The organism is Microbispora bryophytorum (assembly GCF_006874465.1).
Lineage (GTDB): Bacteria > Actinomycetota > Actinomycetes > Streptosporangiales > Streptosporangiaceae > Microbispora > Microbispora bryophytorum.
Genome location: NZ_VIRL01000009.1, coordinates 114771 through 126513 on the forward strand (window position 1 = coordinate 114771; position 11743 = coordinate 126513).

General features: G+C 70.6%; 14 protein-coding genes. 5 read left to right on the forward strand and 9 right to left on the reverse strand.

Annotated elements, in window-relative coordinates:
* The first annotated feature begins 181 nt into the window (after window positions 1–181).
* Window positions 182–943, forward strand: a complete 762-nt coding sequence (locus FLX07_RS18215; protein WP_142572006.1) for a TetR/AcrR family transcriptional regulator — start codon at window positions 182–184, stop codon at window positions 941–943.
* Here FLX07_RS18215 and FLX07_RS18220 read toward each other — a convergent pair.
* Window positions 940–1836, reverse strand: a complete 897-nt coding sequence (locus tag FLX07_RS18220; protein WP_142572007.1) for an MFS transporter — start codon at window positions 1834–1836, stop codon at window positions 940–942. The genes FLX07_RS18215 and FLX07_RS18220 overlap by 4 nt on opposite strands.
* Window positions 1837–1907: 71 nt before the next feature.
* Between FLX07_RS18220 and FLX07_RS18225 the strand changes: the two genes are divergently transcribed.
* Entirely contained in the window at window positions 1908–2108 is a 201-nt protein-coding gene (locus FLX07_RS18225; protein WP_142572008.1) for a hypothetical protein, read from the forward strand.
* Window positions 2109–2192: 84 nt separating this feature from the next.
* Here the strand turns inward: FLX07_RS18225 and FLX07_RS18230 are convergent, their stop codons facing one another.
* The gene (locus tag FLX07_RS18230; RefSeq protein WP_142572009.1) at window positions 2193–2984 is read right to left on the reverse strand and encodes an SDR family NAD(P)-dependent oxidoreductase; all 792 of its coding nucleotides are present in this window, start codon (window positions 2982–2984) and stop codon (window positions 2193–2195) included.
* Between the two features lie 110 nt (window positions 2985–3094).
* Here FLX07_RS18230 and FLX07_RS18235 point away from each other — a divergent pair, with 110 nt between their 5' ends.
* Together FLX07_RS18235 and FLX07_RS18240 are read left to right on the forward strand one after the other, a co-directional pair.
* Window positions 3095–3709, forward strand: coding sequence for a TetR/AcrR family transcriptional regulator (locus FLX07_RS18235; protein ID WP_142572010.1), 615 nt, complete (start codon window positions 3095–3097; stop codon window positions 3707–3709).
* 286 nt (window positions 3710–3995) lie between these two features.
* Window positions 3996–4178: a hypothetical protein gene (locus tag FLX07_RS18240; protein WP_142572011.1), complete on the forward strand. Its 183-nt coding sequence runs from the start codon at window positions 3996–3998 to the stop codon at window positions 4176–4178.
* A 16-nt stretch (window positions 4179–4194) separates the two neighbouring features.
* On the opposite strand, the gene FLX07_RS18245 is transcribed toward FLX07_RS18240, so the two are convergent.
* The 7 genes from FLX07_RS18245 to leuC all read right to left on the reverse strand — a co-directional run bounded on the left by FLX07_RS18245 (window position 4195) and on the right by leuC (window position 10763).
* Window positions 4195–5409 (reverse strand): RNA polymerase sigma factor, encoded by a 1215-nt coding sequence (locus FLX07_RS18245; RefSeq protein WP_142572012.1) that lies wholly within the window; start codon window positions 5407–5409, stop codon window positions 4195–4197.
* Complete coding sequence (locus FLX07_RS18250) at window positions 5406–5777, reverse strand: YciI family protein (RefSeq protein ID WP_142572013.1); 372 nt, start codon at window positions 5775–5777, stop codon at window positions 5406–5408. Before FLX07_RS18250 ends, FLX07_RS18245 begins: the two co-directional genes overlap by 4 nt.
* Window positions 5778–5915: 138 nt before the next feature.
* Window positions 5916–8003 carry a SpoIIE family protein phosphatase gene (locus FLX07_RS18255; RefSeq protein WP_167748296.1) on the reverse strand — a complete coding sequence of 696 codons (2088 nt, stop codon included), beginning with the start codon at window positions 8001–8003 and terminating at the stop codon, window positions 5916–5918.
* A gap of 165 nt (window positions 8004–8168) precedes the next feature.
* Window positions 8169–8465, reverse strand: a complete 297-nt coding sequence (locus FLX07_RS18260; protein ID WP_142572015.1) for an HU family DNA-binding protein — start codon at window positions 8463–8465, stop codon at window positions 8169–8171.
* Window positions 8466–8518: 53 nt separating this feature from the next.
* Complete coding sequence (locus tag FLX07_RS18265) at window positions 8519–8779, reverse strand: SCO5555 family protein (RefSeq protein ID WP_142572016.1); 261 nt, start codon at window positions 8777–8779, stop codon at window positions 8519–8521.
* Complete coding sequence (gene leuD / locus FLX07_RS18270) at window positions 8758–9345, reverse strand: 3-isopropylmalate dehydratase small subunit (RefSeq protein WP_142572017.1); 588 nt, start codon at window positions 9343–9345, stop codon at window positions 8758–8760. The genes FLX07_RS18265 and leuD overlap by 22 nt, the downstream gene beginning before the upstream one ends.
* A 32-nt stretch (window positions 9346–9377) precedes the next feature.
* Window positions 9378–10763 (reverse strand): 3-isopropylmalate dehydratase large subunit, encoded by a 1386-nt coding sequence (leuC, locus tag FLX07_RS18275; protein WP_142572018.1) that lies wholly within the window; start codon window positions 10761–10763, stop codon window positions 9378–9380.
* A 140-nt stretch (window positions 10764–10903) separates the two neighbouring features.
* On the opposite strand from leuC, the gene FLX07_RS18280 reads away from it, so the two are divergent.
* Window positions 10904–11620, forward strand: a complete 717-nt coding sequence (locus FLX07_RS18280) for an IclR family transcriptional regulator (protein WP_142572019.1) — start codon at window positions 10904–10906, stop codon at window positions 11618–11620.
* The last annotated feature ends 123 nt before the right edge of the window (window positions 11621–11743 follow it).

Genomic DNA, 11743 nt, shown 5'->3' on the forward strand with positions numbered 1-11743 from the left:
GAACAGTGTTCATATTGAAGTGAGCGCTGTTCTATCACCGATCGGTGTTCAGTGCAAAGTTCGACGTTCAACACGATATATCTCGTTTGCCGGACGTACAAGATATATCTCGTTAGTAGAGCGGTGTTCCTGAACACGGAGCGGTGTTCACTAACATGGGCGGAACAGCGGGAGGTCCTTCATGACACAGCCGGACATGCCCACACCGCCGTGGGAGCGTCCGCCCAGGCGACGTACGCCGACCAGGGTGCCGCTCACCCGCGAGCGGATCGTCGACGCCGCCTACACGGTCCTCGACCGCGAGGGGTACGACCGGCTGAGCATGCGGCAGGTGGCCGCCGAACTCGGCGTCGCCGTGTCGGCGCTTTACGTGCACGTACGCGACAAGGACGAGCTGCTGCAGCTCATGTACAACCGCACGTTCGAGGGCTACGAGGTTCCGGACCCCGACCCCGAGCGCTGGCAGGAGCAGGTCATGGACTTCGCCCGTCAGGCGCGTGAGCGGCTGCTGAGCCATCGCGACATGGCGAAGATCACGATGATTCACGTTCCGTTCACACCCGAGCTGCTCCCCTACGTCGAGCGGCTGCTGGCCGTCTTCGCCGCCGCCGGACTGCCGCGGGAGGTCCTGGCCATGTCCGGCGACATGCTGTCCACGTACATCAACGGGTTCGCGCTGGAGGAGAGCCTCTGGCAGCAGCGCTACCGCGAGGCCCACGGCTCGTGGCACAAGCTGCGCGACGAGGTCAACGGCTACTTCGCCTCGCTGCCGCCCGACCGGTTCCCGAACCTGGTGAAACTCGCCGACATCATGATGGACGAGTCGAACGACTACCGTTTCGACCTCGGCGTGGAGATCATCCTTCGCGGCCTCGCCTCCTACATCGGCGAGCCGGACCCCGATGAGGAGAGCACGGAGGGCAAGGCGGCCGAGGAGGCCTAGGGGACCCGGCGGATGGCCCGGCCCGTTCCCAGGCGGGCCGCGATCCGCGGGGCGAGCCAGGCGCCGGCCACCCCGCCCACCGCGCCGGCCGACAGCAGCGTCCCGTACGTGCCGGGGCTGGTGCCGACCTCGCGGACGAGGTAGAGCGGCACCGTGGCCGACCACAGGCCGAACGACAGCATCATCAGCGCCCCCACGGCGGCGACCCGGCGCAGGACCGGCTGCCCGGCGACGAACGAGAGCCCTTCGGCGATCTCCGGCCACAGCCGGCCCCCGCCCCGGACGTCCCTTCCGCCGGGCTTCTCGTCCGCGCGTACGCCGAGGAGCAGCAGCGCGGACCCCGCGTAGCTGAGGGCGTCGGCGACCACCGCGACCGGGGCGGTGAGCGCCTGCACCAGCCAGCCGCCGATCCCCGGGCCGGCGAGCTGGGCGAGCGACTGGTTCGCCGCGAGCGTGCCGTGCCCGCGGGCGAGGTCCTCCCGGCCGACGATGGACGGAAGGTAGCTCTGGTGGGCGACGTCGAAGAAGACCGTGCACAGCCCGTTCACCAGGGCCACGGCGTACATCTGGGGCAGGCCGAGCACGCCGGGCACGGCCGCGGCCGGGATCGACAGCAGCGCCAGCATGCGGACCGCGTCGGCGGCGACCAGCACGGGACGGCGCCGCATGCGGTCCACCCAGGCTCCGGCGGGCAGGCCGACCAGCAGGAACGCCACCATCTCGGCGGCGGTGAGCAGCCCCACCTGGAAGGGGCTCGCGTGGAGGGTGAGCGCCGCCGTGAGCGGCAGGGCAATCAGGGAGACCTCGCTGCCGAGCTTGCTGATCGCGTCCGCACCGGCGTATCGCCGGAAGTCGCGGACGCGCCACAGGCTCCTCGGTGCCGCCTCGGTCATGGCGGGCCATGCTGGCAGCCGGAAGATCCAGTGGTCAAAGGATTATCCGCCCGCGGCGGTAGGCTGGCGGCGTGCAGGCGACGGTGCAGAGCTTCGACCCCGCGACCCGCTCGGGCTGGGTCTTCCTCGACGACGGCACCCGGATCCCGTTCGACGGCGAGGCGTTCGGCGCCGGGCCGCTGCGGCACCTGCGCCCCGGCCAGCGGGTCGCCCTCGTCATGGCGGACGGCCACGTCACCTACGTGACGCTCTCCACGTTCCCGACGCCCTGAAGCTCCGACACGCTGAATCTCCGACGCCCTGAGTTTCCGACGCCCTGGGTTTCCGACACTCTGAGTCGCCGGCGCCGCGGCGCGTCAGACCGTTTTGTTCGCTCCTCCGTCGATCATCAGGTTCGCGCCGTTGACGCTCGCCGCGTGCGGTGAGGCCAGGTAGGTCACGAGGGCCGCCACCTCCGCCGGTTCGATCAGCCGTCCCGTGGTCATGCCCGCCCTGGCCGGCAGCCCGGCCAGCAACTGCTCGAGCGGCACTCCCAGCGCCGCCGCCAACTCGGCGCCGTAGCCGCCGGGCGCCTCCCACATCGCGGTGCGGACCGCGCCGGGTGAGACCGTGTTCACCCGCACCCCCTGTGGCCCGAACTCCTCCGCCAGGGCCTTGCCGAACGCGTTGAGCGCCGCCTTCGCCGTGGTGTACGGCATCGGACCCACGTGCGGCGTCCGGGCGCCGTTCGAGGAGATGTTCACGATCACGCCGCGGCGGCGCAGGACGCCGGGCAGCGCGGCGCGGGTCGTGCGGACGGCGGCGAAGAAGTTGAGCCCGAACCACGAGAGCCACTCGTCGTCCGCGAAGCCGAGGAATCCCCGGACGCCGTTCGCACCGGGGTCCCCGCCACCCACGTTGTTGACCAGCAGGTCGAGGTCCTCCCCCAGCTCGGCGACCGCGCGCTCGACCAGGTGCGCCGGGCCCTCGGGCGTCGAGAGGTCCACCGGCACGGCGATCGCGCCGGTCTCCTTCAGCTCCGCGGTGACGTTCCGCGCCGCCGCCACCACGCGGACGCCCTCCGCGGCGAGCGCCGCGACGGTCGCCAGCCCGATGCCACGGCTGGCGCCCGTGACCAGCGCCGTACGTCCCGTGAGTCCCATGTCCATGCCGGATCCCTCCGTGCCATTCGCAACTTCGATGATGCGAAGAACTTATTACTCGCTACAGCCATGTTGCAAGTAGCGGGTCAACGGAATCCCCCCGGTAGCATGTAGGGGTGCCGACAGCCCAGCAGTCCTCGCAGCTCGGGAAGCGTCCGCTCCGGGCCGATTCCGAGCGGACGGTGCGGACGATCCTTGAGGCGGCCGAGCGCGTGTTCGCCGCCAATCCGGCGGCGACCATGGAGCAGGTCGCCCAGGCGGCCGGGGTCGCCCGCACGACCGTCCACCGCCGTTTCGCCACCCGCGAGGCCCTGCTGGAGGAGCTCACCGGCTGGGCCGCCCGCCAGTTCGCCGAGGCCGTCGCGTCCGCCCACGCGGACAGCACCCCGCCCCTCGTCGCGCTCTACCAGGTCACCGCCAACGTCCTGCGGGTGAAGACGGACTGGTGGTTCGCCATGAGCCGTACGGGCGACCGCGCCCACCCCGAGGCCGCCCGCGTGCACGCGGAGGTCCGCGACGACTGCGAGCGGCTGCTCCGCCGGGCCCGCGAGGCGGGCGTGCTGCGTCCCGACGCCGATCTCGGCTGGACCCGCCGCGTCTACTACGCCCTCATCCACGAGGCCGCCGCTGAGGGCGTAACCGAGGGCGGGGACGCCGAGGCCCTCGCGACCCGGGTCGTGGACGCCCTGCTGCGCGGTTTCGGCTCCCCCACCGCGCCGGTCATCGCGTGACCGGTCGCCCGCAGGGCGCTCTCCTCGTTTCCGGCCTCCTGACCTGGGCGGGTTTGACCCGAGCATGAGGCCGGGGTTCTACTGGAGAGGCTCTGACGTGTCGCCGCACGACTATGAGGAGGTGGTCGGGATGACTTCCGGCAGTAGTCCACAACCATCTCGCCCCGTCACCTCCCCCGGCGCGACGCGAAGCTCCGGCGTCGTCGAGGCGGTCGCCGCCCGCTGTCACGCCTGGTGACGGGTCCTCATCCGTGCCGGACGCCCGGCACGAGACAGGAGGTCCGTCATGACGATCACGATTGTTGTTCCGTTCACGCTGCCGCAGCTCCTGCGCCGGACGGCCCGCGTCCTGTTTCCCGTCCTGATGCCTGTCGCCCTCGCACTGGTGGGTTCCGCCGAGGCCGGCATCGGCCTGCAGGTGGGGCTGGAAATCGGGCTGTTGATCCTCCGGCACCTGCTGGGGATCTGAGGGTCCGAGGCGGCGGCTACATCCTCAACCGGCCGGCCCGGGATTCCAGGTAACGCTGCTCGGCGATGCTGGCGGTGGACTTCGCGGCGCGCCGGTAGTGCTCGTAGGCCCCGGCCGTGTCGCCGGCCTTCTCCAGCAGATGCGCGCGCACGGACAGCAACCGGTGATGCCCGGCCATCCGCTCGTCACCGTCCAAGGTGGACAGCAGGGCCAGCCCGGCCCGCGGACCGTCGATCTCGGCGAGTGCGATCGCCCGGTTGAGGGTGACCATCGGGTTGGGCGCGAGCCGCTCCAGGATCAGGTAGAGGGCGTGCACCTGCGGCCAGTCGGTCTCCTCGGCCGTGGCCGCGTCGGCGTGCGTGGCGGCGACGGCGGCCTGCAGTTGATAAGGCCCCAGCACCGGGCCGGCCAGCGACGCCTTGACCAGCTCGACGCCCTCGTCGATCAGCCCCCGGTCCCACTTCGTGCGGTCCTGCTCGTCCAGCGGCACCAGGTCGCCGGCCGGGGTCGTACGGGTCTCCCGGCGAGCGTGGGTCAGCAACATCAGCGCGAGCAGCCCCGTCACCTCGCCGTCGTCGGGCAGTTGGGCGTGCACCATCCGGGTCAGCCGGATCGCCTCGTGCGCGAGATCGGCGCGGTGCAGCTCGCTGCCCGAGGAGGCGGTGTAGCCCTCGTTGAAGATCAGATAGAGCACGTGCAGGACGACCCGGAGCCGCTCCTGGAGCTCCCCGCCGTCCGGCAGGCCGAACGAGCTGCCGGCGGCTTTGACGCGCTGCTTGGCCCGGCTGATCCTGGCCGCCATCGTGGCCTCCGGCACCAGGAACGCGCGGGCGATCTCGGCGGTGGTCAGGCCGCCGACCGCCCGCAGCGTCAGGGCGACCTGGGAGGCCGCGGTCAGCGTGGGATGGCAGCACAGGAAAAGCAGGACGAGCGTGTCGTCGGTGTCCGGCACGTCCTGCGGCATCGCCTCGACGGCGGCCGTCGCCGACTCCCGCTCACGGCGCGCGTGGTCGCTGCGCATCTGGTCGATGAGCCGCCGGGACGCGACGGTCGACAGCCAGCCGCGCGGGTTGTCCGGCACACCCTCGGCCGGCCACTGTACGGCGGCGGCGAGAACGGCCTCCTGCACGGCGTCCTCACACCCCTCGAACTGGCCGTGCCGCCGTACCAACGCGCCGAGGACCTGCGGCGTGAGCTCACGCAGCAGGTCCTCGATGACCGGTGCTGTCATGCCTCCAATTGTCCGTCGGCGAACATGACCTGCCGCACCTCGACGCCGAGACCCTCGATCGCGGTGTCCGGGATCTGCGCCGCCAGCTCGATCGCCCGCTCCTTGCTCTCGCAGTCGATCAGGTAGAAGCCGCCCAGATACTCCTTGGACTCCAGGAAGGGGCCGTCGGTGACCACGGGCTGGCCGTTGCGCACGGACACCACCGCGGCCTGCGACGGGTCGACCAGGGCCAGCGTGGTGATCAGCTCTCCGGACCGCTTCAGCGCCTCGATGAACCCGCCGTGGCCGTCACCGATCGCCGCCTTCTCCTCGTCGGTCAGCGCGTCCAGCACGGCCGGGTTGATGTGCATGCCGATCAGGAACTTCATCTCGTTCTCCTCGTGGTTCGCGAGCCCCCTCGGGCCCTTCCACCGGTTGGTCGGAGCCGCCGACGCCGTCTTGACACGTCCCCGCGTCAAAAAACTCCCGGCCGCGGTCCCCGGCCACGAGGCCGGTTACGAGGCCGGTTACGAGGCGACTCCCTCATAGCGCCCCTCCGGCGGCACCCGCACCGCGATCATGGCGACGTCGTCCTCCCCCGCCATCGGCATCCGGGTGAGCAGTTCGTCGCAGAACCGGCCCAGGGGTTCCCGTGCGAGCGGCTCCGCACACCGCCGCAACCGTTCGAGCCCCTCGCCGAGATCCTCTCCCCGCCGTTCGACGAGGCCGTCGGTGTAGAGCAGCAGGGTGCTGTGCGGCGGCAACGGCCGCACAGAGCTGATCCACGGCTGGTCGTGGTGGAGGCCGAGAAGGGGGTTGTCCGCGTCCTGGAGGAAGCGGCCCTCCCCCTCGCCGGTCACCAGCAACGGCGGCGGGTGCCCGGCCACCGAGTACTTCAGCCGCCACACGCCCTCGCCGTCCCTTTCCAGGCGGGTCAGGACGCAGGTGGCGATGCTCTCGCCGTTCAGGGTCTCCATGGCGGTGTTCAGCCGCCGCAGGACGTCGCCGGGAGACTCGTCACGGTCGACGGCGAGCGCCCGCAGCATGTTGCGCACCTGGCTCATGCACACGGCGGCGGCCAGGTCGTGCCCGGCCACGTCGCCGATCACCAGCTTCACGGCGCCGCAGGGCACCACGAACGCGTCGTACCAGTCTCCGCCGATCTCGGCGGCGGTCGGGCTCGCCTGATAGCGCGCGGCGAGCTCCAGGCCGGGGACGTGGGGCGGCTCGGCCAGCAGGCTGTGCTGCAGGGCCAGCGCCACCCGCTGGGTGCGCCGGAAGCGCAGGGCGTTGCTGATGGCGTCGTGCGTGTGGTCGAGGATCTGCCCCATCAGATCGATGTCGACCGGACTGATCGGCGGCCGGTCCCCGCAGATGCAGGCCGTGACCACGGCCGCGACTTCGCCTTCGACGACGATCGGGAGGATGACCGTGTTGTGCGCCCCGATCTCGGCGATCCACGTCCTGACCGCCTCTGGGTAGAGGAACGGAGGATGTCCGCGGGGGAAGGACATGTGGGCGGGGCGGCGCTGCCCTACCGCTTGCCGCAGCGCGTCGGCGGAGTAGTGCTCCTGCAGCATCGGCAGCCTTGGCAATCCCTCACGTACGGCGCAGCAGAGGCGCTCGGCGACGACGGTGCGCGCGTGTGGAAGGCCGCCGTTCGGCTCGGGAAGCAGGTGGATATCGCAGGTGTCGGCGAGCTCGGGCACGACCACGTCGGCGAGCGCCTGGCACATCTCCTCCAGGTTGGTGATGTCGCTCGCCGCGGCCGCGGCGAGGTCCAGCAGCCGGCGGCGGCGCTCCTCCTGCCACTCCTGCTCGACGTCGGTGGAGGTGCCCACCCACTCCACCACCGCGCCGTTCTCGCGCACCGGCACGCACCGAAACCGGATGTGCCGGTAGACGCCGTCGCGGGTGCGGACGCGGTAGATCACCTCGGTGAGCGAGGCCGCCTGTTCGGCGGCCTTGTCCCACCACTCCTCGGCGTGCGCGCGGTCCTCAGGGTGCAGGGCCCGCATCCAGCCGTGGCCGAGACTCTCCTCCTGCGTCTGTCCCGTGAGCCGCTGCCAGCCGTGACTCTCTCTGGACTCGCCGTGCGGGCCGGTCACCCACACCCCGTGCACGCCCGCCCACACGATGCTCTGGTAACGGCGCCGAAGGCGGCGCAGCTCCTTCTCCATGACGGGAACCCGCCGAGCGGCGGCGACCTGCGCCGTGACCTCCTGGACCACCGCCAGCAGTCCGCTCTCGCCGTCATGGAGGGGAATCCCGGCAAGGCTCATCCGGAACAGGCGCTCGGGTGGATCGCCGCTCCGGCCCACGGTCACGGAGACCTCGTCGAGGCGCACGGTCTCCCCCGTCTTCCAGACCTCGTCGAGCACGGCGAGGGTGTCCTGCTCAAGGACGTCGCGCAGACCCTCCCGGAGCGGAACCCCGACCGGCCGGTCCCCGAACATCGCCTGGAAGGCGTCGTTCGTGTAGAGCAGCCGATGGTGCTCCCCGCGGGTCACCAGAACTCCGGCCGGCGCCTGGTCGAAGGCCTCGATCGGGACTCGGCTGCTGTCTCGTTGTTGGCCGACGTGCACCGCACCTTCCCCCGGTCGAACCCCACGCACACGGTCGGCAGGCCTCCCCCACGCGACTCGCTTACCTGCAGATTACACACGTCTGCGCAGGTCAAGAACGTTCACCACGGATTTTGCCGGCGTGGCATCGGGCCGGAAACGACGAACGGCGCCCGGGGGCTCCGAGCGCCGTCGACTGGTGCGGGGTGGGGCGGGCTACTTCTTCTTGGCAGCCTTGCCACCCGCGTTGACCTGCTCCTTGAAGTCCGCGCCGGGCCGGAACCTTGGCGCCCAGCTCTCCTCCACCTTGATCGGATCCCCGGTGGAAGGGTTGCGGGCCGTACGAGCCGGCTTGTGCACCATCTCGAAGGCGCCGAAGCCGGTGATCGAGACCTTGTCCCCGCCCGCGACAGCACCCTGGATGGCGTCGAGGACGGCGTTGACAGCTTCGGTGGCCGTCTTCTTGTCGCCGACACGATCCGTGATCGCGTCGACGAGTTCTTTCTTGTTCATTTCGGTTTCCTCCCCCTTACGCGCTTGAAATTAGGGGACGAGGTCGCGGGACTTCAATCACCGGGGGGCATGTTTCGCCTGCTCGGCGTGTCGAATGTGCCGTCCAGATAGGCGATGAAGGCGTCCAGCCGGGCGGCCGCATGGGCTATGTCCCGCTTTGCCACGTCACAGATAGCAAGCAGCCGTCGCGCCAGGCGGGCCTGCTCCTCCTGTGGTAAGGCTAACGCTCTGACGCGGCGATGCGCATCACGCAGTCGCCGCGCCAGCAACTCATCTGCGGTCTGAGGATCGTTCAGACGGTCGTCGGCAGCCATGGCTGCCGCCCATTCTCGTACTCCTCGACGGCGTCCGCGTGACGCAGGGTCAGCCCGATGTCGTCCAGGCCCTCCATCAGCCGCCAGCGGGTGTAGTCGTCGATCTCGAACGAGGCGACCAGGTCGCCCGAGCGCACCTGGCGTTCCACCAGGTCGACGGTGATCTCCGTCGTCGGGTCGGCCTCGACCGCGTCCTGCAGACGCTCGACCACGTCCTCGGGCAGGATGACCGGCAGCAGGCCCATCTTCGTGGAGTTGTTGCGGAAGATGTCGCCGAACCGCGAGGCGATCACGACGCGGAAGCCGTACTGCTGCAGGGCCCACACGGCGTGCTCACGCGAGGAGCCGGTGCCGAAGTCGGGCCCGGACACCAGGATCGACGCGCCCTCGTACGCCGGGTCGTTCAGCACGAAGGACGGGTCCTCGCGCCAGGCGGCGAACAGGCCCTTCTCGAAGCCCGTACGGCTGACCTGCTTCAGCCAGACCGCCGGGATGATCTGGTCGGTGTCCACGTTGCTGCGGCGCAGCGGTACGGCCCGGCCGGTGTGAGTGGTGAAGGCATCCATGATGATCTCTTCCTGGGACTGAGGCGGGCGGGCTACAGGTCGGCGGGGGCGGTCAGCCGGCCGGTCACCGCGGTCGCGGCCGCCACCTGCGGCGAAACCAGGTGGGTGCGCCCGCCCTTGCCCTGGCGGCCCTCGAAGTTGCGGTTGGAGGTCGAGGCGCTGCGCTCGCCCGGCTTCAGAGTGTCGGGGTTCATGCCCAGGCACATCGAGCAGCCGGCCTCGCGCCACTCGGCCCCGGCCGCCTTGAAGACCTCGTGCAGGCCCTCCTCCTCGGCCGCCTTCTTGACCCCCATGGAGCCCGGGACGATCAGCGTGCGGGTGACGACCTTGCGGTCGCGCAGGATCTCGGCGGCGGCCCGCAGGTCCTCGATGCGGCCGTTGGTGCAGGAGCCGACGAAGACGGTGTCCACCTGGATGTCGCGCAGCGGCGTGCCCGCGGCCAGGCCCATGTACTCCAGCGCCCGCTCGGCGGCGGACCGCTCGACCGGGTCGGCGAACTGCTCGGGCGACGGCACGGCGGAGCCGAGCGGCGCGCCCTGGCCCGGGTTGGTGCCCCACGTGACGAACGGCGTGAGGGTCGAGGCGTCGATCTCCACGACCTTGTCGAACTCGGCGTCGTCGTCGGTGCGCAGCGTCTTCCAGTACTCGACGGCCTGGTCCCAGACCTCGCCGGAGGGCGCGTGGGGACGGCCGCGCAGGTACTCGAACGTGGTCTCGTCGGGTGCGATCATGCCCGCCCGCGCGCCGGCCTCGATCGACATGTTGCAGACGGTCATGCGGCCCTCCATGGAGAGCTTGCGCACGGCCTCGCCCCGATACTCGACGATGTAGCCCTGGCCGCCGCCGGTGCCGATCTTCGCGATGATCGCGAGGATCAGGTCCTTGGCGGTCACGCCGGCCGGCAGCTCGCCCTTGACCTCGATGGCCATCGTCTTGGGCCGGTAGGCGGGCAGCGTCTGGGTGGCCAGCACGTGCTCGACCTCAGAGGTGCCGATGCCGAACGCGATGGCGCCGAACGCCCCGTGCGTCGAGGTGTGCGAGTCGCCGCAGACGATCGTCATGCCGGGCTGGGTGAGCCCGAACTGCGGGCCGATGATGTGCACCACGCCCTGACCGGCGTCGCCCATCGGGTGCAGGCGGATGCCGAACTCCGCGGCGTTCTTGCGCAGCGTCTCGACCTGCGTGCGGGACACCGGGTCGGAGATCGGCCCGAGCACGGTCGGGACGTTGTGGTCCTCGGTGGCGATCGTGAGGTCGGGACGGCGCACGGTGCGGCCGGTCATGCGCAGGCCGTCGAACGCCTGCGGGCTGGTCACCTCGTGGATGAGGTGCAGGTCGATGTAGAGCAGGTCGGGTTCGCCTTCGGCCCGGCGTACGACGTGTTGCTCCCAGACTTTCTCAGCCAGTGTGCGACCCATGGTTGTGACGCCTCCTCGCGTTCAGACCCCCGCGGTCGTGTCTCTTATCATGAGACGGAAATATCGGGATATGGACACTGTATCTGCTGATTCCCAACATTGCGTTTGCATCTCGTATGGCGAGACGGCAGTATCGGGGTATGGACAACTCTAGCGGGGTCGGAGTACTCGACAAGGCGGTTCTCGTACTCAACGCCCTGGAGGCGGGCCCCGCTTCCCTGGCGCAGCTCGTCCAGGCCACCGGCCTGGCCAGGCCCACGGCCCACCGGCTGGCCGTCGCGCTGGAGCACCACCGCATCGTCTCCCGCGACACGCAGGGCCGGTTCGTCCTCGGGCCCCGTCTGTCGGAGTTGTCCACCGCCGCGGGCGAGGACCGGCTGCTCGCCGTCGCCGGGCCGGTGCTCACCCAGCTTCGCGATCTCACCGGGGAGAGCGCCCAACTCTATCGACGCCAGGGCGACGAGCGGGTCTGCGTGGCCGCCGCCGAGCGCGCCAGCGGACTGCGCGACACGGTGCCGGTCGGCTCCGCGCTGCCCATGACCGCGGGCTCCGCCGCGCAGATCCTGCTCGCCTGGGAGGAGCCCGACCGGCTGCACCGCGGCCTGCGGGGCGCCAAGTTCACCGCCGCCACGCTCGCGAGCGTACGCAGGAGGGGCTGGGCGCACAGCGTCGGCGAGCGCGAGCAGGGCGTGGCGAGCGTCTCCGCGCCCATCCGCGGCGCCGGCGGCAAGGTGATCGCCGCGGTCTCCGTGTCCGGCCCCATAGAGCGGCTGACCCGTACGCCCGGCCGGATGCACGCCGCCCCCGTCGTCACCGCCGCCGAGCGCATCACCGAAGCCATGCGCCGCGCGAACTGATCGGACAGAATCTCCGCGGCGCCCGGGAAGATCACTCATAGGCTCCGCCACGAGCTCCTCCGCCGTGCGATCCACCACGGTCGACACCGCTCCTTCCGGGCAAATCCTGGCGGTCGCGGCACT